This is a genomic window from Streptomyces sp. NBC_01446 (assembly GCF_026340095.1).
GTDB lineage: Bacteria > Actinomycetota > Actinomycetes > Streptomycetales > Streptomycetaceae > Streptomyces > Streptomyces aureus.
Genome location: NZ_JAPEPO010000001.1, coordinates 6565044 through 6589533, shown reverse-complemented (window position 1 = coordinate 6589533; position 24490 = coordinate 6565044). Strand labels below are relative to the sequence as shown.

At 72.3% G+C, this 24490-nt stretch carries 22 protein-coding genes; 16 read left to right on the top strand and 6 right to left on the bottom strand.

The features are described 5' to 3' along the window. The 5 genes from OG456_RS29580 (at position 1) to OG456_RS29560 (ending at position 6338) form a co-directional block, all read left to right on the top strand. Positions 1-765, top strand: a complete 765-nt coding sequence (locus tag OG456_RS29580) for an IclR family transcriptional regulator (RefSeq protein ID WP_266566249.1) — start codon at positions 1-3, stop codon at positions 763-765. A 366-nt stretch (positions 766-1131) separates the two neighbouring features. Beyond that, positions 1132-1923, top strand: a complete 792-nt coding sequence (locus tag OG456_RS29575; protein ID WP_266566248.1) for an MIP/aquaporin family protein — start codon at positions 1132-1134, stop codon at positions 1921-1923. 60 nt (positions 1924-1983) lie between these two features. Continuing rightward, positions 1984-3528 (top strand): glycerol kinase GlpK, encoded by a 1545-nt coding sequence (gene glpK, locus OG456_RS29570; protein ID WP_266566246.1) that lies wholly within the window; start codon positions 1984-1986, stop codon positions 3526-3528. Between the two features lie 3 nt (positions 3529-3531). Continuing rightward, complete coding sequence (locus OG456_RS29565) at positions 3532-5154, top strand: glycerol-3-phosphate dehydrogenase/oxidase (protein WP_266566244.1); 1623 nt, start codon at positions 3532-3534, stop codon at positions 5152-5154. A 125-nt stretch (positions 5155-5279) separates the two neighbouring features. Beyond that, complete coding sequence (locus tag OG456_RS29560; protein WP_266566242.1) at positions 5280-6338, top strand: LLM class flavin-dependent oxidoreductase; 1059 nt, start codon at positions 5280-5282, stop codon at positions 6336-6338. A 68-nt stretch (positions 6339-6406) separates the two neighbouring features. On the opposite strand, the gene OG456_RS29555 is transcribed toward OG456_RS29560, so the two are convergent. From OG456_RS29555 to OG456_RS29535, 5 genes are read right to left on the bottom strand one after another with little or no spacing between them, the layout of a single operon-like run. Further along, the gene (locus OG456_RS29555) at positions 6407-6943 is read right to left on the bottom strand and encodes a MarR family winged helix-turn-helix transcriptional regulator (protein ID WP_266566241.1); all 537 of its coding nucleotides are present in this window, start codon (positions 6941-6943) and stop codon (positions 6407-6409) included. A 56-nt stretch (positions 6944-6999) separates the two neighbouring features. Next, positions 7000-7626, bottom strand: coding sequence for an SRPBCC family protein (locus tag OG456_RS29550; RefSeq protein WP_266566239.1), 627 nt, complete (start codon positions 7624-7626; stop codon positions 7000-7002). A gap of 38 nt (positions 7627-7664) precedes the next feature. Continuing rightward, positions 7665-10076, bottom strand: coding sequence for a xanthine dehydrogenase family protein molybdopterin-binding subunit (locus OG456_RS29545; RefSeq protein WP_266566237.1), 2412 nt, complete (start codon positions 10074-10076; stop codon positions 7665-7667). Between the two features lie 5 nt (positions 10077-10081). Further along, positions 10082-10654: a (2Fe-2S)-binding protein gene (locus OG456_RS29540; RefSeq protein WP_266566235.1), complete on the bottom strand. Its 573-nt coding sequence runs from the start codon at positions 10652-10654 to the stop codon at positions 10082-10084. Next, positions 10651-11520 (bottom strand): xanthine dehydrogenase family protein subunit M, encoded by an 870-nt coding sequence (locus tag OG456_RS29535; protein WP_266566233.1) that lies wholly within the window; start codon positions 11518-11520, stop codon positions 10651-10653. Before OG456_RS29535 ends, OG456_RS29540 begins: the two co-directional genes overlap by 4 nt. Before the next feature lie 117 nt (positions 11521-11637). Between OG456_RS29535 and OG456_RS29530 the strand changes: the two genes are divergently transcribed. Both OG456_RS29530 and OG456_RS29525 read left to right on the top strand, forming a co-directional pair. Then, a complete protein-coding gene (locus OG456_RS29530; RefSeq protein WP_266566231.1) occupies positions 11638-12732 on the top strand; it encodes an XdhC family protein in 1095 nt (364 codons plus the stop codon). Between the two features lie 170 nt (positions 12733-12902). Then, the gene (locus tag OG456_RS29525) at positions 12903-14042 is read left to right on the top strand and encodes a TetR family transcriptional regulator (RefSeq protein WP_266566229.1); all 1140 of its coding nucleotides are present in this window, start codon (positions 12903-12905) and stop codon (positions 14040-14042) included. Between the two features lie 101 nt (positions 14043-14143). Here the strand turns inward: OG456_RS29525 and OG456_RS29520 are convergent, their stop codons facing one another. Further along, the gene (locus tag OG456_RS29520) at positions 14144-15505 is read right to left on the bottom strand and encodes an MFS transporter (protein WP_266566227.1); all 1362 of its coding nucleotides are present in this window, start codon (positions 15503-15505) and stop codon (positions 14144-14146) included. Between the two features lie 282 nt (positions 15506-15787). Between OG456_RS29520 and OG456_RS29515 the strand changes: the two genes are divergently transcribed. The 9 genes from OG456_RS29515 to OG456_RS29475 are packed head-to-tail and all read left to right on the top strand — an operon-like array spanning position 15788 to position 24485. After that, positions 15788-17275, top strand: coding sequence for an aldehyde dehydrogenase (locus OG456_RS29515; RefSeq protein WP_266566225.1), 1488 nt, complete (start codon positions 15788-15790; stop codon positions 17273-17275). 26 nt (positions 17276-17301) lie between these two features. Continuing rightward, on the top strand, positions 17302-18240 hold the full coding sequence (locus tag OG456_RS29510; protein ID WP_266566223.1) for a VOC family protein: 939 nt from the start codon (positions 17302-17304) through the stop codon (positions 18238-18240). Beyond that, positions 18237-19034 (top strand): aspartate dehydrogenase domain-containing protein, encoded by a 798-nt coding sequence (locus OG456_RS29505; protein WP_266566221.1) that lies wholly within the window; start codon positions 18237-18239, stop codon positions 19032-19034. Before OG456_RS29510 ends, OG456_RS29505 begins: the two co-directional genes overlap by 4 nt. Further along, the gene (locus OG456_RS29500) at positions 19031-19810 is read left to right on the top strand and encodes an alpha/beta fold hydrolase (protein ID WP_266566219.1); all 780 of its coding nucleotides are present in this window, start codon (positions 19031-19033) and stop codon (positions 19808-19810) included. Before OG456_RS29505 ends, OG456_RS29500 begins: the two co-directional genes overlap by 4 nt. 10 nt (positions 19811-19820) lie before the next feature. Next, positions 19821-20342, top strand: coding sequence for a cupin domain-containing protein (locus tag OG456_RS29495; protein ID WP_266566217.1), 522 nt, complete (start codon positions 19821-19823; stop codon positions 20340-20342). Then, positions 20335-21087 carry an SDR family oxidoreductase gene (locus tag OG456_RS29490; RefSeq protein WP_266566215.1) on the top strand — a complete coding sequence of 251 codons (753 nt, stop codon included), beginning with the start codon at positions 20335-20337 and terminating at the stop codon, positions 21085-21087. Before OG456_RS29495 ends, OG456_RS29490 begins: the two co-directional genes overlap by 8 nt. Before the next feature lie 19 nt (positions 21088-21106). Then, positions 21107-21889, top strand: coding sequence for an SDR family oxidoreductase (locus tag OG456_RS29485; protein WP_266566209.1), 783 nt, complete (start codon positions 21107-21109; stop codon positions 21887-21889). A 10-nt stretch (positions 21890-21899) separates the two neighbouring features. Further along, positions 21900-23525, top strand: coding sequence for a thiamine pyrophosphate-binding protein (locus OG456_RS29480; protein WP_266566206.1), 1626 nt, complete (start codon positions 21900-21902; stop codon positions 23523-23525). Between the two features lie 15 nt (positions 23526-23540). Beyond that, entirely contained in the window at positions 23541-24485 is a 945-nt protein-coding gene (locus tag OG456_RS29475; protein WP_266566204.1) for a PDR/VanB family oxidoreductase, read from the top strand. Positions 24486-24490 lie beyond the last annotated feature (5 nt).

The window sequence follows — 24490 nt, the reverse complement described above, 5'->3', positions numbered from 1 at the left end:
ATGGCACGGAACATCCAGTCACTCGAGCGGGCAGCCGCCATGCTGCGGCTCCTTGCGGGCGGTGAGCGCCGGCTCGGCCTCTCGGACATCGCCTCGGCGCTGGAGCTGGCCAAGGGCACGGCGCACGGCATTCTGCGTACGTTGCAGCACGAGGGCTTCGTCGAGCAGGACGCCGCGTCGGGCCGCTACCAGCTGGGCGCGGAGCTGCTGCGCCTCGGCAACAGCTATCTGGACGTGCACGAGCTGCGGGCGCGCGCGCTGGTGTGGACGGACGACCTGGCGCGTTCCAGCGGCGAGAGCGTCTATCTCGGCGTCCTGCACCAGCGGGGCGTACTGATCGTGCACCACGTCTTCCGGCCCGACGACAGCCGTCAGGTCCTGGAGGTCGGGGCGATGCAGCCGCTGCACTCCACGGCGCTCGGCAAGGTCCTGTCGGCGTACGACCCGGTGGCGCACAGCGAGGTGGTCGAGGTGGAGCGCAAGGCGTTCACCGGGCGGACCGTGAGCGACATGGCGGAGTTCGAGACCCTCCTGGACCTGACCCGCGCGCGCGGGTACGCGGACGACGTCGAGGAGACCTGGGAGGGCGTCGCGTCGGTCGCGGCCCCGATCCACGACCGGCGGCGCATGCCGGTCGGCGCCGTCGGCGTCACCGGCGCCGTGGAGCGCGTGTGTGTCGACGGGGAGCTGCGCCCCGAGCTCGTCGCCGCCGTGCGGGACTGCGCCCGCGCCGTCTCCCGGGACCTGGGCGCCAGCCGCTTCTGAGCGCCCCGCGCCGCCCCGCCGGCGCCCCCGTACGGACCGAAGGCCCCGCTTCCCGGCGGGGCCTTCGACGTTTCGGCGTGCAGGCCTCACCTTTCCGGGACACCATCGACGAACGCGCAGTCCAGACACGGAACCGATAGCCCGGCCCGATCAATAACGATCGAGTTTTCGATAACAGAACCCTTGACTAGCGAGTAACCCCGGGGTGAGACTCGCGTCCATCGGTCGGCATTGTCGAACACCTACCGGCAATAGACGTTAGAGTGTGGCAAGCCAGGGCCGAAAACGCTCTCACCTGAGGGCGCGAACCACCGGAGAGGGACCCGGGGTTCGGCTTCCCCTGGACGAAGGACAAAGGAGTCGCGGGTGTCCAGCTCCGACATCTTCATCGGCGAGACCATCGGTACCGCCCTACTCATCCTGCTGGGCGGTGGCGTGTGCGCCGCCGTCACGCTGAAGCGCTCCAAGGCGCGCAACGCCGGCTGGCTCGCGATCACCTTCGGGTGGGGCTTCGCGGTACTGACCGGTGCCTACGTGGCGGGGGGCGTGTCAGGCGCCCACCTCAACCCGGCGGTCACCATAGGTCTCGCCATCGAGGGCGGCACCAAGTGGAGCGATGTTCCGCTCTACCTGGGCTCGCAGCTCCTGGGCGCGATGATCGGCGCCGTGCTGGTCTGGGCCACGTACTACGGCCAGTTCCAGGCGCATCTGACCGACCCGGAGATCCTCGCCGCCCCGCCGGCCGAGGAAGGCATGGTCCAGGAGAAGGCCGCTCCCGACGCGGGCCCGGTGCTCGGCATCTTCTCGACCGGCCCCGAGATCCGGAACGTGGTGCAGAACCTCGTCACGGAGATCATCGCCACGGTCGTGCTCGTCCTGGCCATCCTCACGCAGGGCCTCAACGACGGAGGCAACGGCCTGGGCGTCCTCGGCGCCATGGTCACCGCGCTCGTCGTGGTCGGCATCGGCCTCTCCCTCGGCGGGCCCACGGGCTACGCGATCAACCCGGTCCGCGACCTCGGACCGCGCATCGTGCACTCCCTGCTGCCCCTGCCGAACAAGGGCGGCTCCGACTGGACGTACGCCTGGATCCCGGTCGCCGGCCCTCTCATCGGCGGCGCCATAGCGGGCGGTCTCTACAACGTCGCCTTCAAGTAGGCGACCGACCCCCTGCGCACCCTCCGCCAGAGCCGCACCGAGAACTTCCAGGAGCAGACCGTGACCGACGCACACACCGCGGGCCCGTTCATCGCAGCGATCGACCAGGGCACCACCTCCAGCCGTTGCATCGTCTTCGACAAGGACGGCCGGATCGTCTCCGTCGACCAGAAGGAGCACGAGCAGATCTTCCCGAAGCCGGGCTGGGTCGAGCACAACGCGACCGAGATCTGGACCAACGTCCAGGAGGTCGTCGCCGGGGCCATCACCAAGGCCGGCATCACCCGCGACGACATCAAGGCCATCGGCATCACCAACCAGCGCGAGACGACGCTGCTGTGGGACAAGAACACGGGTGAGCCCGTCCACAACGCCATCGTCTGGCAGGACACCCGCACCGACGCCCTGTGCAAGGAGCTCGGGCGCAATGTGGGCCAGGACCGCTTCCGCCGCGAGACGGGCCTGCCGCTGGCCTCCTACTTCGCGGGCCCCAAGGCCCGCTGGCTGCTCGACAACGTCGAGGGCCTGCGCGAGCGCGCCGAGGCGGGCGACATCCTCTTCGGCACCATGGACAGCTGGGTCATCTGGAACCTGACCGGTGGTGTCGACGGCGGCAAGCACGTCACCGACGTGACCAACGCCTCCCGCACCATGCTGATGAACCTCCACACCATGGAGTGGGACGCGAAGATCGCCGAGTCCATCGGCGTCCCGCTGACCATGCTCCCGGAGATCCGCTCCTCCGCCGAGGTGTACGGCGAGGTCAGCGGCGGCCCTCTCGGCGACCTCCTCGGCGGCATTCCCGTCGCGTCCGCGCTCGGCGACCAGCAGGCGGCCCTGTTCGGCCAGACCTGTTTCTCCGAGGGCGAGGCCAAGTCGACGTACGGCACCGGCACCTTCCTGCTGATGAACACCGGCGACAAGCCGGTCAACTCGTACAACGGACTGCTGACCACCGTCGGCTACCGCATCGGCGACCAGAAGGCGGTCTACGCCCTGGAGGGCTCGATCGCCGTCACCGGTTCGCTGGTGCAGTGGATGCGCGACCAGATGGGCCTGATCTCCACCGCCGCCGAGATCGAGACCCTCGCGTCGTCGGTCGAGGACAACGGCGGCGCGTACTTCGTGCCGGCCTTCTCCGGTCTGTTCGCCCCGTACTGGCGCTCCGACGCCCGCGGTGTGATCGCCGGCCTGACCCGGTACGTCACCAAGGCGCACCTGGCGCGTGCCGTCCTGGAGGCCACGGCCTGGCAGACCCGTGAGATCACCGACGCCATGACGAAGGACTCCGGCGTCGAGCTCGCGGCGATCAAGGTCGACGGCGGCATGACCTCCAACAACCTGCTGATGCAGACGCTCTCGGACTTCGTGGACGCCCCCGTGGTGCGCCCGATGGTCGCCGAGACCACCTGCCTCGGTGCCGCCTACGCCGCCGGTCTCGCCGTCGGCTTCTGGACCAGCACCGACGACCTGCGCGCCAACTGGCGCCGGGCCGCCGAATGGACCCCCAACATGGCCGCGGAGAAGCGCGACCGTGAGTACAAGAGCTGGCTCAAGGCCGTTGAACGCTCCATGGGCTGGCTCGACGAAAGTGGCGAGGAGTAAGACATGACCACCCTGCAGAGCGTCCCTGCCCTCGGGACGCATCCGGCCGCCGGCTCGACTGCGTCGTTCAAAGCAGCGAGCCGCGCCGAGACCCGGGAGCAGCTTTCCAAGGCTCAGTACGACCTCCTGGTGATCGGCGGCGGAATCCTGGGCATCTCCACCGCCTGGCATGCCGCGCAGTCGGGACTGCGGGTGGCCCTGGTGGACGCCGGCGACTTCGCCGGTGCCACCTCCTCCGCCTCCTCCAAGCTGCTCCACGGCGGTCTGCGCTACCTGCAGACCGGCGCGGTGAAGCTGGTGGCGGAGAACCACTTCGAGCGGCGTGCGGTGTCGCGTCAGGTGGCACCGCACCTCGCCAATCCGCTCACCTTCTATCTGCCCGTCTACAAGGGCGGCCCGCACGGCGCCGCGAAGCTGGGCGCGGGCGTGTTCGCGTACAGCGCCCTGTCGGCGTTCGGTGACGGTGTCGGGCACCTGCTCTCCCCCGCGAAGGCACAGCAGGACGTGCCCGAGCTGCGGACGCAGAACCTCAAGGCCGTGGCCGTGTACGGCGACGACCAGATGAACGACGCGCGCATGGCGCTGATGACCGTCCGCGCGGCCGTCGACTCCGGGGCCGTGGTCCTCAACCACGCCGAGGTCACGGGCCTGCGCTTCACCCGGGGCCGGGTCACGGGCGCGGATCTCAAGGACCGCGTCGACGGCGAGGAGTTCGGCGTGAACGCCCGGCTCGTGCTGAACGCGACCGGCCCCTGGGTCGACCACCTGCGCGCCATGGAGGACCCGAACGCGGCCCCCTCCATACGTCTGTCCAAGGGCGCCCACCTCGTCCTCAAGCGCACCTCCCCGTGGAAGGCCGCGCTCGCGACGCCGATCGACAAGTACCGCATCACGTTCGCCCTCCCGTGGGAGGACATGCTGCTCCTCGGCACGACCGACGAGGAGTACGAGGGCGACCCGCGCGACGTGTCGGTCACCGAGAAGGACACCGACCAGATCCTGGACGAGGCGGCCTTCTCCGTACGGGACCAGCAGCTGAAGCGGGATCTGATCACGTACTCGTTCGCGGGTCTGCGCGTGCTGCCCGGCGGGCCCGGCGACACGTCTAAGGCCAAGCGCGAGACGGTCGTCACCGAGGGCCGCGGCGGGATGCTGTCCGTCGCCGGCGGCAAGTGGACGACGTTCCGCCACATCGGCCGCACGGTCATGAAGAAGCTGGAGTCGCTGCCGGGCCACCCGCTGGGCGAGGACTTCGAGCCGGTCAAGGAACTGCCGAAGCGGATGCCGCTGCCGGGTGTCGCCAACCCGCGCGCCGTCGCGCACCGTCTTCTGGTCGACCACCCGGCCCCGGGGCCGCGCATGGCGGCCGACACGGCCAAGCACCTGGCCACGCACTACGGTTCGCTGGCCTTCGACATCGCGCGGATGACCAACGAGAACCCGGAGCTCGGCGAGCGGGTCCACCCGGACGCCCCGGAGATCTGGGCGCAGGTCGCCTACGCCCGCGACCACGAATGGGCCGAGACGGCGGACGACGTGCTGCGTCGCCGCACCACGCTGACGATCCGCGGCCTGGCCACGGACGACGTGCGCGCCAAGGTCCAGGACGTGCTCGACAAGAAGTAAGCACCTCTGGATCCATGTGACTTGAGGGGCGGCTGCCACGGGGGGAGCCGCCCCTCTCGCCTGTCCCGGTGCGCTGCCATGCCGCGTACACACGCCCGCAACGCCCGGGCGCGAGAGTGGGGGGCATGAAGTTCCAGGTCCTGTCCATCATCGGCCATGCGCCGCACCCCCTCACCGGTGAACTCCCGTCCGCCGCCGACCGGTTGACGCAGGTCGTCGACGTCGGTGTCGCGGCGGAGGAGTTCGGCTTCGACGCGTACGCGGTCGGTGAGCGGCACGCGGGGGCGTTCCTGTCGTCGAGCCCGACGGTGCTCCTCGGCGCGCTGTCCGCCCGTACGTCCCGCATCAAGCTGCTGACCGGCGTGACGGTCGTCGCGATCCTCGATCCCGTACGGGTCGCCGAGGACTACGCGACCCTCGACCAACTCTCTCGCGGACGCGTCGAGTTGGTCATCGGCAAGGGCGCGGAGGCCGGCCACTTCGACCTCTTCGGGCTTGACGAGGAGCGGCAGTGGGACCTCCAGAAGGAGAAGTACGAGCTCCTTCGGCGACTGTGGAGCGAGGAAGGCGTCGACTGGGAGGGCGAGTTCAGGCCCGCCCTGAAGAACGTGACGACGGTGCCGCGTCCGTACGACGGCCCGCCGCGCGTCTGGCACGGGTCGGCGACCTCGTTCAACTCCCCCGAGCTGGCGGCCCGGCACGGCGATCCGCTGTTCACGGCCAACGCCATCCAGCCGCGGGCGGCCTACGCGAAACTCATCGACCACTACCGCGAGCGGTTCGAGGCGTACGGGCACGATCCGGCGCGGGCGCACGTCGCGGCGGGCTCGGGCGGCCTGCTCATCGCGGACTCGCACGAGCGGGCGGTGGCGCGCTTCAAGGAGCTGTACGAGGCGAAGGTCGCGCAGACCTTCAAGCCGCACCTGGAGGGCAGGGCGGGGTACAACACGCCGTTCCGCACGATCGAGGACGCCATCGCGGACGGGCCCCAGCTGATCGGTTCGCCGCAGCAGATCATCGACAAGATCCTCGGCTACCACGAGGTGTACCGGCACGACCTCCAGTCGGTCACCGTCGACGCCTACGGGCAGGGAACGGGCGAGCAGGTCGAGACGCTCCAGCGGTTCGCCGAGGAGATCGCGCCGGCGATCAGGAGAGAGGCGCCCAGCTCCCTGTGGGAGTGAGCGCCTCCGCCCCAGGAAGCCGCATCGTCGCCCGGAAACCGCTTCGTCTCTATGAAGCCGCTTCGTCTCTATGAAGCCGCTTCGTCCGGGGTGTCCGACGCAAGGATGGAGTTCTCCAGCTTGCGCAGGAGCCTCGCCAGCTGGCGGCACTCCGCCGGGGAGAGCTCGCCGAGCATCCGGCGTTCGTTGTCCAGGTGCTCGGTGAACACCTCGTCGACCGTGGCGAGGCCCGCGTCGGTGAGCCGTGAGTAGACGACCCTGCGGTCGCCGGCGTCGCGCTCCCTGACGATCAGGCCGTCCTTCTCCAGGCGGTCTATGCGCAGGGTGACCCCGGCCGACGAGACGAGCCCCTGGTCGGCGAGCTGCCCCGCGGTCAGGCGGTACGGCTCGCCGGAGCGGCGCAGCGCGGTCAGCACGTCGAAGCCGGCGACGGAGAGCCCGTGCCGCTCTATCGAGGCGATGAGCTTGGTGTTGTACCGCAGGAACGAGCGGTGCAGCCGGGCGAGGACCTCCAGCGGGGCCGTGTCCAGCTCGGGCCGCTCACGCGCCCAGTCCTCGATGATCTGCGCCACGGCGTCGCGCCGCGCCGCCTTCCGTTCAGCCATCCCCGTCCCCTCGGCCTCTTCCGGGTGGGACGCGATGTCCTACGCCCCTGAAAATCCTACCCCTGAAGAGATCGCGGACCGGAGGCGCGTCGCCCGACGAGGCGGATCACGGCGATCGTGACGAGAACGGCCACGGCCGGGACGGCCGCCTTCCGGAGGAGGACGGGCAGGGCAGCCGCGCCGAGGTCCACCGCTTCGGGCTCGCGGGCCGGGGACGAGACCGCCGTAGGTTCCGTGGTGGCCGGCTCCCTCAGCAACTCCTCCAGCCGGTCGGCGAATTGACGCACGATGCGGTCGCCGACCTCGGTCATGATGCCGCGGCCGAACTGGGCGGGGCGGCCCGTGATGTCGAGGTCGGTGCTGACGCGGACCCGGGTGCCCGCCGGGTCGGCGGCGAGCGACGCGGTGACGGTGGCGGACGCGGTGCCCGCGCCCCGGGTCTCGCTGCCGCTGAGGTCGAGGACCATCGAGCGCCCGCTCCCGTCGCGGGTCACGGTGCCCTCGCCGCGGTAGCTCATCTGCACGGCGCCGACCTTCACCTTGACGCGTCCGGTGAACGCGTCGCCGTCGAGGGTGTCGAGCACGGCGCCCGGCATGCAGGGGGCCACACGGCCGAGGTCGAGGAAGAGTTTCCACGCGTCGTCGGGCGCGGCCGGGACGGTGAAGGAGTGGTCGAGTCGCATGGGTGGGTGTCCAATCGTCGGGTCGGAGGGGCGCCGGGTCAGCGGGCGGTCGTGGGCCGGCCGGCCGCGCGGAGCAGGTCGCGGACGCGGCTGGGTGAGAGGGGGCCGCGCCGGACGACCACGCCGAAGGGGCGCAGCGCGTCCTCGACGGCGTTCGCGAGGACGGCCTGCGGGGCGATGGCGCCGCCCTCGCCGAGGCCCTTGACGCCGAGGTCGTTCATCGGACTCGGGGTGTGGATCTCGTCGAGGTCGAGGTCGGGTATCTCGGACGAGGTGGGCACCAGATAGTCCATGTAGGTGCCGGTACGGGGCTGGCCGTCGGGGCCGTAGATCATCTCCTCGTAGAGCGCGCCGCCGATGCCCTGGGCGATACCGCCGGTGACCTGGCCCTCGGCGATCATCGGGTTGACGATGACGCCCGCGTCGTGGACGGCCACGTAGTGCAGGATCTCGGTCTCTCCGGTGTGTTCGTCGACCTCGACGACGGCGGCGTGCGCGCCGCTCGAGACGGCGAAGCCGGGCGGGCGGAAGTGCACGGTCTCGCTGAGCTCGGTGCCGTGCCGGCCGTCGGTGGGTTCGGGGGTGCCGGGAAGCGGGGCCCGGCCGGCGAGTTCGGCGAGGGTCAGAGCCGGCTTCTCGGCGTCCTTGGCCGTGATGACGCCCTCGCGCAGGTCGAGGCCGTCGGCGGGGACGCCGAGCCGGCGCGCCGCGGCCTCGATGATCTTCTCGCGGACGAGGCGGCCGGCCCGGTGCGTGGCGTTGCCCGCGTTGACGAGGGCCCGGCTCGCGATGGTGCCGACGCCGAACGGCGTCGCGGAGGTGTCCCCGCCCACCACGTCGACGGCGTCGAAGGGCACCCCGATCGCGTCGGCGGCGATCTGTGCCATGGACGTGCGATGCCCCTGCCCCTGGGAGGGTGCGCCGATCGCGAGCTTGACCCGGCCGCTGGGCGCGATGTCGATGCGGGCGGTCTCGAACGGGCCGAGTCCGGTCGCCTCGATGTACATCGCGAAGCCGATCCCGACGAGCCTGCCGTCGCGGCCGCCCTCGCGCTGCCGGGCGCGCACCCCTTCGAGGTCGGCCTTGGCGACGGCGCGCCGCAGCAGCTCGGGGAAGTCCCCGGAGTCGTACGACTGCGGCTTGCCGGAGCGGTCCACGAGGCCCGTCGCGTACGGCATCTCGTCGGGGCCCACGAGGTTGCGCGCTCTCAACTCGGCCGGTTCGAGACCGAGTTCGGCGGCGAGGCGGTCCATCGCGCGCTCCATCGCGAAGACGCTCTCGGGGCGGCCCGCTCCCCGATAGGGCGTGGCGAAGGTGGTGTTGGTGAGGACACCGACGACGTCGATGTCCACGTGCGGGACGCGGTAGGGGCCGAGGAGGTGGCACACCGAGTTGTAGGGCACGACCAGGCCGGTCATGTTGTACGCGCCGAAGTTGACGGTGATGCGGTCGCGTACGGCGAGGAGGTGGCCCTCGGCGTCCGCGGCGAGTTCGATGCGGTGGATCTGTTCGCGGGCGTGCGAGGAGGCCGTCAGGTTCTCGTTGCGGTCCTCGCGCCAGAGCACGGGGCGGCCAAGGACGCGGGCCGCGTACGGGACGAGCATCTCCTCCACGTAGAGGATGCCCTTCTGGCCGAAGCCGCCGCCGACGTCGGTGGCGATGACGCGGACGCGCTCCGGGTCGAGGCCGAGCGTGTGCGCCGTGGCCTCCCGCACCCGGTGCGGGGTCTGGGTGTTGGACCAGACGGTCAGCTCGCCGCTGTACGGGTCGACCTGGGCCGAGACCGCGCGGGTCTCGATGGGCGAGGCGACGTAGCGGTGGGCCTGGAACTCCTCGCTGACGACGGTGTGGGCCGAGGCGAACGCCGCGTCGGGGTCGCCCACATTGGTGGCCACGGCGACGGCGGTGTTGTCGCGGAGGTCGTCGTGGAGCAGCGGGGCGCCCTCGGTCAGTGCGCGGTCGGGGTCGACGAGGACGGGCAGGGGCGCGTAACGGACGTCGACGAGTTCGAGGGCGTCCTCGGCGAGGTAGCGGTTCTCGGCCAGGACGACCGCGACGGGCTGACCGACGTAGAGGACCTTGTCCGTGGCGAGGAGCGGCATCGGGGTGATCGCGACGTACGGGTCGAGGAGTTCGGCGAGGCCGGGCGGGGTACGCAGCTCCTCCCTGTTGAGCATGGCGGGCAGATGGGCCACGTCGGCGCCGGTCCAGACGGCGACGACCCCGGGGGCGGCGAGCGCGGCGGTGACGTCGACCGACCGGATGCGGGCGTGGGCGTGCGGGCTGCGCAGGAAGGCGGCCTCGGCGGCGCCGGGCAGGGCGACGTCGTCGACGTAGCGGCCGTTGCCCCGCAGGAGGCGGTCGTCCTCGACGCGCGGAACGGGGCGGCCGGTCCAGGGGCCGCCGTCCGGCGCGGGCTGCTGGGGTGCGTGGGACGGTCCGTGGGACATACGGGTCACTCCCCCCGCCCGGCGGGGCCGTCGGCGAAGCGCTCGTCCAGCGCCTGGCACACGGCACGGCGGATGTTGCGGTAGCCCGTGCAGCGGCACAGGTGTCCGCTGAGGGCGTCGGCGACATCAGCCGCGTCGGGCCGCTGGGGCTGTTCGGTCAGCGCGGTCGCCGTCATCACGAATCCGGGGGTGCAGAAGCCGCACTGCATCCCGTGGCACTCGTGGAACGCCCGCTGTACGGGGGTGAGCGGGGCGTCCCCGGGGGCGAGGCCCTCGACCGTGCGCAGCTCGGCGCCCGCGCACTGCACCGCCAGGGTCAGGCAGGAGCGCGCCGGCTCCCCGTCGACGAGGACGGTGCAGGCGCCGCAGACGCCGTGCTCGCAGCCGACGTGGGTGCCGGTGAGGCGCAGCCGGTCCCGCAGGAAGTCGCTGAGCAGCAGCCGGGACTCCACCTGGGCGGTCACGGGCGCGCCGTTGACGGTCAGGCGGATCTCGTGCCAGCCGGAGGGTTCGGCGAGCGGCGGCGGGGCGGCGTGCGTGGCCGTCGCCGGGTCGGAGGTGGCGAGGTCGGTGGTCATGAGCAGCGCTCCCAGGCGAGGGTGCAGGCACGGACGAGGAGGTGGGCGGCGGCCTCGCGGCGGTAGGCGGCCGTGGCGTGGACATCGTCGGCGGGCATGAGCCCGGCGAGCGCGGCGGACGCGGCCGCGTCGAGGGCCGCCGCACCCGCGTCGGTCCCGGTCAGCGCCTCCTCGACGGCGGGCAGGCGGACGGGTACGGGGCCCGCGCCGCAGAAGACAGCGCGGGCGGCGGCGACCGTGCGCCGGTCCGGCGCCCGGCGCAGGGTGACCGCGACACCGACGGTGGCGAAGTCGCCGTGTCTGCGGGCGAGTTCCTCGAAGGCCCAGCCGTCACCGGCCCGGGGCGGCAGGACGACCTCGGTGAGGAGCTCGTCGGGCGCCACGGCGGTCTGGAAGGTGGCCACGAAGAAGTCGGCGGCGCCGACGGTACGAGTGCCGCCGGGTCCGGCGATCACGAAGCGGGCGTCGAGGGCGAGCGCGGCGGCCGGCAGTTCGGCGGCGGGGTCGTGGTGCGCGAGGCTGCCGCAGACCGTGCCGCGGTGGCGGATCTGCGGGTGCCCGATGCGCCGGATCGCCGCCGCCAGCAGGGGCCACCCGTCGCGCACCACGGGGTCGTCCGCGGCCCGGGACTGGCGGACGGCGGCGCCGATGTGCAGGGCGCCCGACGCGTCGGCGTACAGGCGGTCGAGGCCGGGGACCCGCGTGATGTCGACGAGCAGCCCCGGGCGGGCGAGGCGCATGCTGAGCATGGGGATCAGGGACTGGCCGCCGGCCAGGACCTTGGCCTCCCGCTCCTCGTCGGCGAGGAGGGCAAGCACCTCGCCGACACTGCCTGGAGCGCTGTAGTCAAAGGGTGTCGGTTTCAACCGGCTTCCACCAGGCCTCTCGGGTCGACGCATCTATCTAATGCCTAAAATGATTTACACTAAAGTTTCTCCTTGGCAAGAGGGTGCAGCCGATTCGATGTGCTCGAGGTGAGAGACATGCGACACGTGATCGACCAGGCAGCCGCGTGGCAGGCCTCCACGACCCGCTTCGCGATGGCGACGGTCGTCCACACCTGGGGCTCCGCCCCGCACGCCGCGGGTACGTCGATGCTGGTCGCCGAGGACGGCCGCGTCGTCGGCAGCGTCTCCGGCGGCTGCGTGGAGGCCGCGGTGTGCGCGGTCGCGGAGGACGTCCTCGCCGGTGCGGGGCCCGCCCGCGAGACGTACGGGGTCAGCGACGACGACGCCTTCTCGGTGGGCCTGACCTGCGGCGGAACCATAGAGGTGCTGATCCGCGAGGTCACCGCCGCCGCACCGCTCGCCCGGGTGGCCGCCGACCTCGCGGCTCATGTCCCGGTGGCACTGGTGACACCGACGGAGGGCGGGCCGGGAAGCCTCGCCGTGGGTGATTCCGGGGTGAGCGGGTCGCTGGGCGACGCACGGCTCGACCGGGCCGCGGCCCAGGCCGCCGAAGCGCTGCTCGCCCGTGGCACGAGCGGCCTCGTACGCGTCGGCGAGCCGGGCCCGGACCCGTCGTGCGCGCCCGAGCGGGAGCTGTTCGTGCAGGTCTTCGGGGCGCCGCCGCACCTCCTGGTGTGCGGGGCGGTCGAGTTCGCGCGCCCCCTCGTGCGGATCGGAGCACTGCTCGGACACCGGGTGACCGTGTGCGACGCCCGTCCCGTCTTCGCGACGGCAGCGCGCTTCCCCGAGGCGCACGAGGTCGTCGTGGACTGGCCGCACCGCTGGTTCGCGGCACACGAGGACCAGGTCGACGCGGCCACCGCCGTGTGCGTGCTGACCCATGACGCCCGCTTCGACGTGCCCGTCCTCGAACTGGCGCTGCGCAGCAGGGCCGGGTACGTGGGCGCCATGGGCAGCCGGCGCACGCACGAGGACCGGCTGGCACGGCTGCGGTCCGCGGGGCTCGGCGAGGCCGAACTGGCGCGTCTGCGCTCACCGATCGGCCTCGATCTCGGCGGGCGCGGGCCGGAGGAGACGGCCGTGTCCATCGCGGCGGAGCTCATCGCCGTGCGGCGGGGCGGCAGCGGACGGGCGCTGAGCGGCCTCGCGGGGCCGGTGCACGCGTCGTGAGCCGTTTTTGAACGGGCGTTTTTGAACGGCTGTTTTTAAACGTGCCCCGCTAGGACGCGCCGGTCCGGCGATGGCGGCCCGGGCGCGCGGCGGCGCTGCTGTCCCGGGCGGGTCGCCCCATACGACCGGCCCGAACGCCCCATTCTGAACACTCGTTTAATCTGAGGCACGTGGACGCAGAGCACAGCACCCCGGACCGGACCGCCCCCGAGCCTCGTCGCGGCCGCTCCCACGACCCCGAGGGGCGGCGCGGCGCCGTGCTGGCGGCGGCCCGTCGGCTGTTCGCGGCCCAGGGCTACAAGGGGGTCGGCATCCGGGCCATCGCCGCCGAGGCGGGCGTCACCCCCGGCCTGGTCATGGCGTACTTCGGCTCGAAGGACGGACTGTTCCGTGAGGTCGTCGGCGGCGGGACCGGGGTCACCGAGGGCGTGCTCGACGACCCCTCGGTCGGCCGGGACGAGCTGCCGCACGCGCTCGCCCGCGACTATCTCGACCGCTGGGACCGGCTCCCCGCGCACGACCCCTGGCCTGCGCTGATCCGCTCGGGGCTCAGCCATCCCCCCAGCGCCGAGCTGCTGTCCACGGTCCTCGACCGGCAGGTGAGCGAGCCCCTGCGGCGACTGCTCGGCGACTGCGACGCGGCGGACGCGCGGATCGCCATGATCCGCAGCATCCTCTTCGGCGTGATCATGGAGCGTTATCTGTTCGCCCACGAACCGGCCACGTCGGTGCCGACGGACACCCTGGAGCCCGTCCTCGCGGACGTCCTGACGGCGGCGCTGACCGGGCGGGTACCCGAGCCGGCCCCCGAGCCGGACCTTGAGACGGCGCCCCGGCCGCCCGTGCGCGAGGCTCCCGGCGCGTCCGCTCCGGCGGTATTCGCCGCGCTGAACGACTGCACCGCGCGCTACCGGACCCTGATCGGCCGCGTCGTGAAACGGCACGGCATCAGCCTGGCCGCCTTCGAGGTGCTGGCCGCCCTGCGGACGGTGGGCGCCCCCTACCGGCGCACGATGGGCGAGATCGCCGCGGCCGGCGCGGTCAGCGCGGGCGGCGTCACCCAGCACGCGGACCGCCTGGTGGAGGCCGGTCTCCTCACCCGCGAGCGGGACGGCCAGGACCGACGCATCGTCCATCTGAGCCTCACCCCGGCCGGGCTCGACCTGGTCGGCCGCGTGTCCGAGGACCGCCGCACGCACGAACGGGAACTGCTCGCCGGGCTCGTGCCGGGTGATCAACGGCAGCTCGCCGCGCTGCTCGGCAGCCTGCGGCGGTCACTGACGGACCCGGAGACATCCGGCGGTCACTGACGGACCCGGAGACATCCGGAGACACAGAGAGCCGGGTCCCTCGCAGCCCCTGCGAGAGACCCGGCACCGAACACCCCGGCATCTGCCGGGAGTTCGGAAGGTCAGGAGTTGAGCTCCTCCAGTGTCTTCCCCTTCGTCTCCACCGCGAAGAGGGCGATCACCGCGCCCACCGCCGCGACCACGGCGAGCTGGGCGAAGACGAGCGTCAGGCTGCCGCCCCCGCCGATGATCGCGCCGACTGTGATCGGGCCCAGGATGACGCCGAGGCGGTTCCACAGGCCGCCGAACGCGGCGCCCTTGGCGCGGTTGCGCGTCGGGTACAGCTCGGGCGAGTACAGGTACAGGCCCGCGTTGATGGCGTAGACGAAGAACGTCGTGCAGGAGGCGAAGATCGCGACCTGACCGCCCGAGGTCGCGCCGACCAGGGCGAGCGTCGCGAGGGTGAGTGCGCTGCCGAGGAGTGCTGCCACGAGGGAGGGGCGCCGGCCGACGCGGTCGATGACGAGGGCGACGGCGAAGGTGCCGAGGAGGCCCGTCACGTTGCTGAGCAGCGTGTACTCGAGCGCGGTGGTCAGGTCGAGCCCGAAGTGCTTGGTGTAGAGCGACGGCAGCCAGGTGGAGATGCCGTGGTTGACGTAGTACGCGACGAACCAGAGCCCGGAGAGCACGGTCGTGCGGCGCAGGTACCGGCCGGTGAACAGCTCCCGCAGGCGGCCCCGGGCGGTGTCCTCGGCGCGGGCCTCGGCCGGCTCTGGGAGCTCCGCGCCGGTGGCGGCCGCGACCTCCGCCTCGATGCGGGCGATGACCTGCTCGGCCTCTTCGGTACGGCCTTGGGAGAGCAGCCAGCGGGGCGACTCGACGACCTTCTTGGGCAGGGCGACGGCGAGCAGGACGGGCAGGGCGCCGATCACGAACATGGCGCGCCAGCCGAAGGTCGGCACCACCCATACGGCGACCAGGGTGGCCACGGCCAGTCCGAGCGGGAAGATCATCTCGTAGAGCAGGACGAACCGGCCGCGCTTGTCGGAGCGGGCGATCTCGTTGATGTACGTGGCCGCCACGGGGACGACGCCGCCGATGCCGAGGCCCTGCACGAAGCGGAACAGCGAGAACATCTCGATGTTGTTCGAGAAGGCCACCGCAAGGCTCGCGAGCGCGGTGACGGCGACGCCGAGGGCCACGGTGCGCACGCGGCCGACGCGGTCTCCCATCCACCCGGCGACCAGGGCGCCCAGGAGCATGCCCACGGATCCCGCGGTGATGGCGAAGGTCGCCTGGCCCGTGCTCAGGTGCCAGTCCTTCATCAGGACGGGCAGCGCCGACGCGGAGAGGAGCTGGTCGAACGCTTCGAAGAAGGTGACGGCACCGATCAGGAATCTGACCTTCACGTGCCATCGGGATTGTGGAAGTCGTTCGAGTCGGGCGGCTATCGAGCCGAGACCTGGCTTGGCCACAGTCGTCATGAGGGTGGGTCCTTCCGCGGCAACGCGAACAGAGGAGTTGCGCAGACACTAGGAGGACTTATCTAAGTGGTCAATGGTTAATGGCTTAGATACATCCACGGTGACTTGACCTTTACCTTCACGCAACCGACCTCGGGCACCCTGCGCCAACTGCTTCACCCGGGGGTCTTGCGGGAAATTACTTAAGCCCTTAGATTTCTAGCACTTCAGCGCTCAGGCATCGCCGCGCTGAACGTTCCACCCCCCTCTCCCGAAGGCCGTAGACCCCTGGAGGTCCCGCCCGTGCCTCACGACATCTCCACCGACATCCTGATCGCGGGCCAGTGGCGACGCGGCGCGGGCGAACCGGTCGAGACCGTCGACCCGGCGACCGGAGAGGTGCTCGCCACCGTCCACTCCGCGTCCGCGGACGAGGTCGACGAAGCCGCTCGGGCCGCCGCGCTCGCCGTGGCCGACCCGGCCTGGCGCGATCTCCTCCCCCACCAGCGGGCCCGACTCCTCTACCGCGTAGCGGAGTTGACCGAGGGGGCCGCCGGCGAGCTCGCGGCCCTCCAGACCGCCGACACCGGCAAGACCCTCACCGAGACGAAGGCCCTCGCGCTCAGCGCGGCCGGCACCTTCCGGTACATGGCGGCGGCCCTGGAGACGGCCGAGGAGACCCTCACCCCGTCCCGCGGCCCGTACGTGACGATGAGCGTGTACGAGCCGATCGGCGTCGTCGGCGCGATCAACCCCTGGAACTCGCCGGTCGCCAGCGACGCGCAGAAGATCGCGCCCGCCCTCGCCGGCGGCAACGCCGTCCTGCTCAAGCCCGCCGCCTGGACCCCGTTGGTCTCCCTCGCGCTCGGGCGCCTGATCCACCAGGCGCTCGGCGAACTCGGACTGCCCACCGCCCTGCTGTCGGTCCTGCCCGGCAGCGGCCGGGTCGTCGGGGACGCGATCGTGCACCACCCCCTGGTGACCAGGATCGGCTTCACCGGCGGCACCGAGACCGGCCGGTCCATCGCGGCGGTGGCGGCCTCGAAGCTGATCCCCGCCTCCCTCGAACTCGGCGGCAAGTCGCCGACGATCGTGCGCGCGGACGCGGACGTCGAGCAGGCTTTGGCGGGCGTGATGTTCGGGATCTTCTCGTCCAGCGGTCAGTCGTGCATCGCCGGTTCGCGGCTCTTCGTCGCGCGCGAGATGTACGACAGCTTCGTCGGCGAACTCGTCGCGCGGGTGAGCAAGTTGCGCGTCGGTCCCGGCACGGACCCCGACACCCAGGTCGGACCGCTGGTCCACCACCGGCACCGGGACTCCGTCGCCGCCTACGTCGATCTGGCCCGCTCGGAGGGCGCCCGGGTGCTGTGCGGCGGCCGGGCGCCCGAGGGCGACGCGTACCAGGGCGGCGCGTACTACCTGCCCACCGTCCTCGACGGGCTCCCCAACACCTCACGGACCTGCCAGGAGGAGATCTTCGGGCCCGTCCTGGTCGCCCTGCCCTACGACGACGAGGACGACCTGGTCCGCCAGGCGAACGACTCCGTCTACGGGCTCGCCTGCGGGATCTGGACCCGTGACCACCGGGCCGCGTGGCGCCTGGCCCGCCGGATCGAGGCGGGGACGGTCTGGATCAACACGTACAAGCAGTTCAGCGCCTCCACCCCGTTCAGCGGGGTGAAGGACAGCGGTCTCGGTACGGAGAAGGGCCGCGACGCCATCCGCGCCTACCAGCGCCAGAAGTCCCTGTACTGGGGCACTTCGGACGCGCCCCTGCCCTGGGCCAACTGACCGCGCCCCGTCGTCTGGAGACACTCATGCCCCACCCATCGCCAGGACCCGTCGCCCGCCTGCGCTCCCTGCGCTACGTCGAGCTGCTCACCCCCGCCTTCACCGAGGCCGCCGACTTCTACGAGGAGGTCTGGGGCCTGCGGACCGTCGAGGCGGAGCGCGGCGCGGCGGCGTGGCTGCGCGGCACCGGCGAGGAGCACCACGTCCTGCACCTCACCCGCGCGGACCGCACGGGACTGGGCCGGCTCGCGTTCGCCGTCGCCACGCCCGCCGAGGTCGACGAGGCGGCCCGGCGCCTGGAGGCCCGCGGGATCACCCCGGTCTTCGGCCCCGGGCCGCTCGACCAGGTGGGCGGCGGCTACGGCCTGCGCTTCACCGACCCCGAGCAGCGGCTCGTGGAGATCAGCGCTCAGGTCGAGGCGGTCGCACCGCGCGGCAGGGACGCAGCCGTCCCCGTCGGCGTCACGCACGCCGTCCTGAACACCGCCGACATCGACGCGTCCGTCGCGTTCTACTGCGACGTCCTCGGGCTGCGCGTCTCCGACTGGTCCGAGCACCAGATGGCGTTCCTGCGCTGCCACGCCGACCACCACTGCATCGCGTTCAACCAGGCCGAGTGGGCTTCCCTCAACCACGTGGCGTACGAGATGAGTTCGGTCGACCACTTCATGCGGGGGCTCGGCCGGCTCAAGCACCACGGCATCGACCCGCAGTGGGGGCCGGGCCGCCACGGTCCCGGCAACAACACCTTCTCCTACTTCACCGACCCGTCCGGGCTCGTGTGCGAGTACACGTCCGAGGTCGCGCAGATCGTCGAGGACGCGTGGATCGCCCGGGTGTGGCGGCGCGTGCCCGAGCTGTCCGACCTGTGGGGCACGGCGGGCCCGCCGTCGAAGGAGATCCGCTGTCACATGGCCGGCACCCCCGACCCCGGCCCGCTCTCTTCCCTGGAGGTCAACGCATGAGCACGGTACGCAAGGTGGGCCTCGTCGGCTGGGGCGCGATCGGCCGCGTCGTCGGCACCGCACTCGCCGAACAGCAGGTCCCCGGCGCCGAGTTGACGTGCATCATCGACAACCGCCCTCTCGGTGACACGGCGCCCGCACCCCAGCGGACCTTCGACGAGGCCCTGGAGTGCTGCGACCTGATCGTCGAGGCGGCCGGGCAGGGTGTCGTACGGGAGTGGGGTGAGCGGGTCCTCGCCTCCGGCACCGATCTGCTCGTCGCGTCGACCGGGGCGCTGACCGACGACGAGCTGGCCAAGCGGCTGCTCGCGGCGGGCCCCGGCCGGGTGTACTTCACCGGCGGCGCGGTCGGCGGCCTCGACCTCCTCCAGGCGGTGCGCTCCCTCGGCCCCCTCGACGAGGTGCGGCTCACCACCACCAAGCTGCCGTCCACCCTCGAACAGCCCTGGATGGACGAGGAGTTGCTGTCCAGGCTGCGGACGGCGACCGGGCCCGTCGAGGTCATGTCCGGCACGGCGCGCGACATCCCCGTGAAGTTCCCCAAGTCGACGAACGTGGCCGCCTCGGTCGCCCTCGCCGTCGGCGACCTGGACGCTGTGCGGGTCCGGGTCGTCGCCGACCCCGGCGCCCGCCACACGCGGCACGTCGTCGAGGCGTCCGGCGCGCACGGTGCGTACCGCTTCGACGTCGCGCACCTGCCGGACCCGGGCAACCCCGCGACCAGCCAGGTCGTGCCGTACGCGGTGCTGCGCAGCCTGGCGGCGCTGGCCGGGCGGACGGGCCAGATCCTGTGAGCGACGTCCATGTCGAGGAGGCGGGCGACCACGGCCCCCTGCTGCTGTGCCTGCACGGCATCGGCTCCTCGTCGGCGGCGTTCGCCCCGCAGCTGGCGGAGCTGTCCGCGTACGCGCGGGTCGTGGCCTGGGACGCGCCCGGCTACGCCAAGTCGCCGGATCCCGAAGGTCCGCTGGACCTCGACGGGTTCGCGGACGCGGCGGCCGAGGTCATCCGGGAGCGCGGCGGACGCGCGCACGTCCTCGGTGTCTCCTGGGGCGGGGTGATCGCGCTGCGGCTCGCGGCCCGCCACCCGGACCTGGTCGAGTCGCTCGTCGTCGCCGACTCCAGCGCGGGCTCCGGCACGGACCCCGCCAAGGCGGAGGGCATGCGGGCGCGGGCCGCCGAGCTGGCCGAGCTCGGACCGCGCGCCTTCGCCGAGAAGCGCGGGCCGCGGCTCGTGTCCGGCGGGGCGCCCGAGGAACTCGTACAGCGCGTCGTCGACACCATGGCCGGGTCCGTGCGACTGCCCGGCTACGCCTACGCCGCCGAGTCCATGGCCGGCGCCGACCTGCGGCCCGAACTGCCCCAGATCGCCGCGCCCACGCTCGTCCTGTGCGGCGACCAGGACCAGGTCACCGGCGTCGAGGCCTCGCAGGTCCTCGCCGGCGCCCTCCACAAGACCGCCTACGTGATCGTCAAGGACGCCGGTCACCTGGCCAACCAGGAACAGCCCGCGCGCTTCGACGCGTGGGTCCTGTCCCACCTCCGCATCACCGCCCGCATCCCCGAGTAGGAGTCCAGCCATGCCTCTGACCACCACCGACTACGACAACGGCAGCGACCTCGGCAAGTACACCGACTCGCTCATCGCCACCAAGGAGTCCCGCGTCGCGGACTTCGACACGCTCTCCTTCCAGGAGAAGGCGGGCCCGCAGTACCGCCGCGGCCAGATCCGCTACGTCGGCTCCGGCGCCACCGGCAACCACGAGAACGACTCGCGGATCCTCCCGTCCGGCGGCTTCACCTTCTCCAACATGCTGCTGCCGCCCGGCGCCGAGGGCCCCGAGCACACCCACCACGACGTCGAGGAGGCCTTCTTCGTCCTGGAGGGCCAGGTCCGCGTCGGCATCCACCGCGGCGCCGACGAGGTCGAGTACCGCACCCTCGGCTACCGCGACATGATCGTCGTCCCGGCGGGCGTGGCCCGGTCCCTGAAGAACGAGGGCGACACCGACGCCCTCTTCTGCGTCGTCATCGGCACGCAGAAGCCGCAGGTCCCGACGTACCCGGAGCACTCGCCGATGCACGGTGTCACCCGTGACTGACCCCTCAGGGGGCGCCGGCACCGTCGTCGTCACCGGGGCGGGCCGTGGCCTGGGACTGGCCATGGCCCGCCGGGCCGCCGAGGACGGCTTCCGCGTCGTGGTCGCCGAGCTCGACACCGAGCGCGGGACCCAGGCGGTCGAGGGTCTGCGAAGTGACGGGCTCGACGCCCACTTCGTGCGCTGCGACGTGGCCGACCCCGAGTCGGTCGGCGCACTCGCGGACCGCGTGAGGGAATTGGGTCCGCTGTACGGCCTGATCAACAACGCGGCTCTCGCCAACGGCGTCGGCGGCAAGGAGTTCCAGGACATCGACGTCGAGGTGTGGGACCGCCTGATGACGGTCAACGCCCGCAGCCCCTGGCTGGTGTCGAAGGCCCTGTACCCGCTCTTCGGCTCGCCGGGTCGGATCGTGAACGTCGCCTCGGACGCCGCGCTCTACGGCTCCCCCCGCCTCGCCCACTACATCGCCTCGAAGGGCGCGGTCATCGCGCTGACCCGGGCGATGGCCAGGGAACTCGGCGACAAGGGCATCACCGTCAACGCGGTCGCACCCGGCCTCACCGAGTGCGAGGCCACCGAGACCGTCCCCGAGGAACGGCACGACCTGTACCGCTCGGGCCGGGCCATCTCGCGGCCGCAGGAGCCCGGCGACCTCATCGGTCTCGTCGCCTTCCTGCTCGGCGAGGAGTCCCGCTATCTCACCGGACAAGTGATCGCCGTCAACGGCGGCTTCACGATGAACTGACCCACAGGAGTGCAGAATCATGGATCTGGGCCTCGCCGACCGGACCGTCCTGGTCACCGGCGGCAGCTCGGGCGTCGGCCTGGCCACGGTCCGCGCCCTTCTGGACGAGGGCGCGCGCGTCGCGACCTGCGGCCGTGACGCCGACCGCCTCGCGAAGGCGGCGGCACGCCTCGGCAGCGACCGGCTCCTGACCGGCGTCTGCGACGTGCGGGACGCGACGGCCGTACGGGACTTCGTCCGGCATGCCGCCGACACCTTCGGGGGCCTCGACGGGCTCGTCAACAACGCGGGCCAGTCCCGCATGAAGAGCCTCGACGAGTCGACGGCCGAGGACTGGCGCGACGAGCTGGAGCTGAAGTTCTCCGGCGTCCTCAACCCGCTGCACGCCGCCCGCCCCCACCTCGCCGCCTCGGACGCCGCGTCGATCGTGAACGTCAACGCCGTCCTGGCCAAGCAGCCGGAGACCCGGCTGATCACGACGAGCGCCGCCCGCGCCGGCATCCTCAACCTCTCCAAGTCCCTCGCCACCGAGCTCGCCCCCGAGGGGATCCGCGTCAACTCGGTCTGCCTCGGCCTCGTCGACACCGGCCAGTGGACCCGCCGGCACGCCGCCGCGGAGTCCGGGCTCTCCTACGAGGACTGGCAGGCCGAGCTCGCCGCCGACCGCGGGATCGCCCTCGGGCGGCTCGGCCGGGCCGAGGAGGTCGCGTACGCGATCGTCGCGCTGCTCTCGCCGCGTGCCTCGTACATCACCGGAACCAGCATCGACGTCTGCGGCGGAGTCGGCCGCTCCATCCTCTGAGGAGACCACCATGCGTTACGACACCGGAGGCGATCTCCTCGTCGCCGTCCTGCGGGAACTGGGCATCGACACGGTCTTCGGGATCGTCAGTGTGCACAACCTGCCGCTCGTCGAGGCCGTCGACCGCGAGCTGCGGTTCGTGCCCGTGCGCCACGAGGCGTCCGCCGTCAACGCGGCCGACGCGTACGGCAGGGCCCGCGGCACCCTCGGCTGCGCCCTGACCTCGACCGGGACGGGCGCGGGCAACGCGGCCGGCTCCCTGATCGAGGCGCTGGCGTCCGGCACCTCCGTCCTGCACATCACCGGGCAGGTCGAGTCGGAGTTCCTGGGCAGCGGCCGCGGCTTCATCCACGAGACCAAGGACCAGCTGGGCATGCTGACGGCGGTCTCCAAGTACGCCGCGACCGTGCCGTCCGCCGACGCGGCGGGCCGCATCCTGCGCGAGGCGGCCCGCGCGGCGCTGACCGCCCCGGGCGGCCCCGCGAGCGTGGAGTGGCCCGTCGACCTCCAGTACGCGGCCCAGACCGACACGGCCGTGGAGTTCACGGAGGCCGCCGTGCCCGCGCCCGGCGAGGATGAACTCGCCGCCGCGGGCGCCCTGCTGGCCTCGGCCGAACGCCCGGTGATCTGGGCCGGTGGCGGCGCGACCCGTGCCCGTACCCAGCTCGCGGACCTGCTGGCCGCGACCGGAGCCGCGCTCGTGACGTCCAACTCCGGGCGCGGCGCCGTCCCCGAGGACCACCCGCAGGTCGTCGGCAACTTCGCGACGACGCCGGCCGGGCGGGCCCTGCTCGCCGACGCCGACGTGCTGCTCACGATCGGCACCCACTTCCGGTCCAACGAGACCGCCGACTACGGGCTCGGACTCCCCGCCGCGCACATCCAGATCGACCTGGACGCGGACGCGCTCGGCCGTGTGTACCCGGCGCCGCACGCGCTGCACGGCGACGCCGCCGGCGTACTGGAGCGGCTGCTCCCGTACGCGAAGCCCGCCGAGCCGGGCTGGACGGCGCGGGTCACCGCGGTCCGCGACGAGGTGCGCGCCACCCTGCACGACAACATCGGCCCGCAGGCCGCCATCTGCGACGCGATCCGGGCCGCGCTCCCCCGCGAGGCCGTCGTCGCCCGCGACGTCACCATCCCGTCGAGCAGCTGGGGCAACCGGCTCCTCGACATGTACGACCCGCGCGACAACGTCTTCCCGCGCGGCGGCGGCATCGGGCAGGGCCTCGGCATGGGCATCGGGGCCGCGCTCGCCAGGCCCGACGCGCCCACGGTCGTCATCGCCGGCGACGGCGGGCTCGCCGTGCACCTCGGCGAGCTGCTCACCCTCGCCCAGGAGCGCCCCCGCCTGACCCTCCTCGTGTTCAACGACGGCGGCTACGGCGTCCTGCGCAACATGCAGGACCGGCACAGCGACCGGCGCTCGGGCGTCGACCTCGCCACGCCCGATTTCGAACTCCTCGCCCGGGCCTGCGGGTTGCCGTATCTGCGGATCGCCGCCGCCGAGCACGCGGAGCCCGTCATCTCCGAGGCCGTCGCCTCCGACGGGCCGACGCTCGTCGAGGTCGACCTCGCGGCGCTCGGCCCGATGAAGAACCCGTTCACCCCGCCCGTGAAGATCCCCACCGCGTAGGGAGGCCCCGCAGCCATGACCGCAACCGACGAGACCCTCCTGAACCTCCTCGTACACCGCATGACCTGGGAGGCCGACGGCGTCCTCTCCGTCGAACTGACCCACCCGGACGGCAAGCCCCTGCCCGCCTGGGAGCCCGGCGCGCACCTCGACGTCCACGTGGGCGGGCAGGTGCGCCAGTACAGCCTGTGCTCGGACCCGCGCACCACGGCGTCGTACCGCATCGGCGTCCTCAACGAGCCGTCGTCACGCGGGGGTTCGCGCCATGTGCACACGAAGCTCCGCCCCGGCGGGCGGGTCACGGTGTCGGCGCCGCGCAACCACTTCACGCTTGAGGACGCGCCGGGCTACGTCTTCGTCGCGGGCGGCATCGGTGTGACGCCGATCCTCGCGATGGCCCGCGAGGCAGCGCGCCGGGGTGCCGCCTGGCGCATGGTGTACGGCGGTCGCAGCCGTGCGTCGATGGCCTTCGTCGACGAACTCACCGCGCTGGGCGGCGACCTGACGGTGGTGCCGCAGGACGAGCAGGGTCATATCGACCTCGCGTCCACTCTCGCCGGGCTGCCGGACGGGACGCTCGTCTACTGCTGCGGGCCCGAGCCGCTGCTCGCCGCCATCGAGGCCCTCTGCCCGGCGGACCGGCTGCGCGTCGAGCGGTTCGCGGCCCCGGTCGTCGAGCGGTCCGCGGACGACGAGGGCTTCGAGGTCGAGTGCCGCACCTCCGGGCTCACGCTCACCGTCGGCGCCGACACGTCGATCCTGGAGGCGGCGGAGGCGGCCGGCCTGGACGTGGCCAGCTCCTGTCGCGACGGGATCTGCGGGTCCTGCGAGACCCGGGTGCTCGACGGCACGCCCGACCACCGCGACTTCCTGCTCTCCGACGCCGAACGGGCCGCGGGCGCCTCGATGATGATCTGTGTCTCGCGCTGCGCCTCCGGCCGCCTGGCCCTCGACCTGTAACCCCT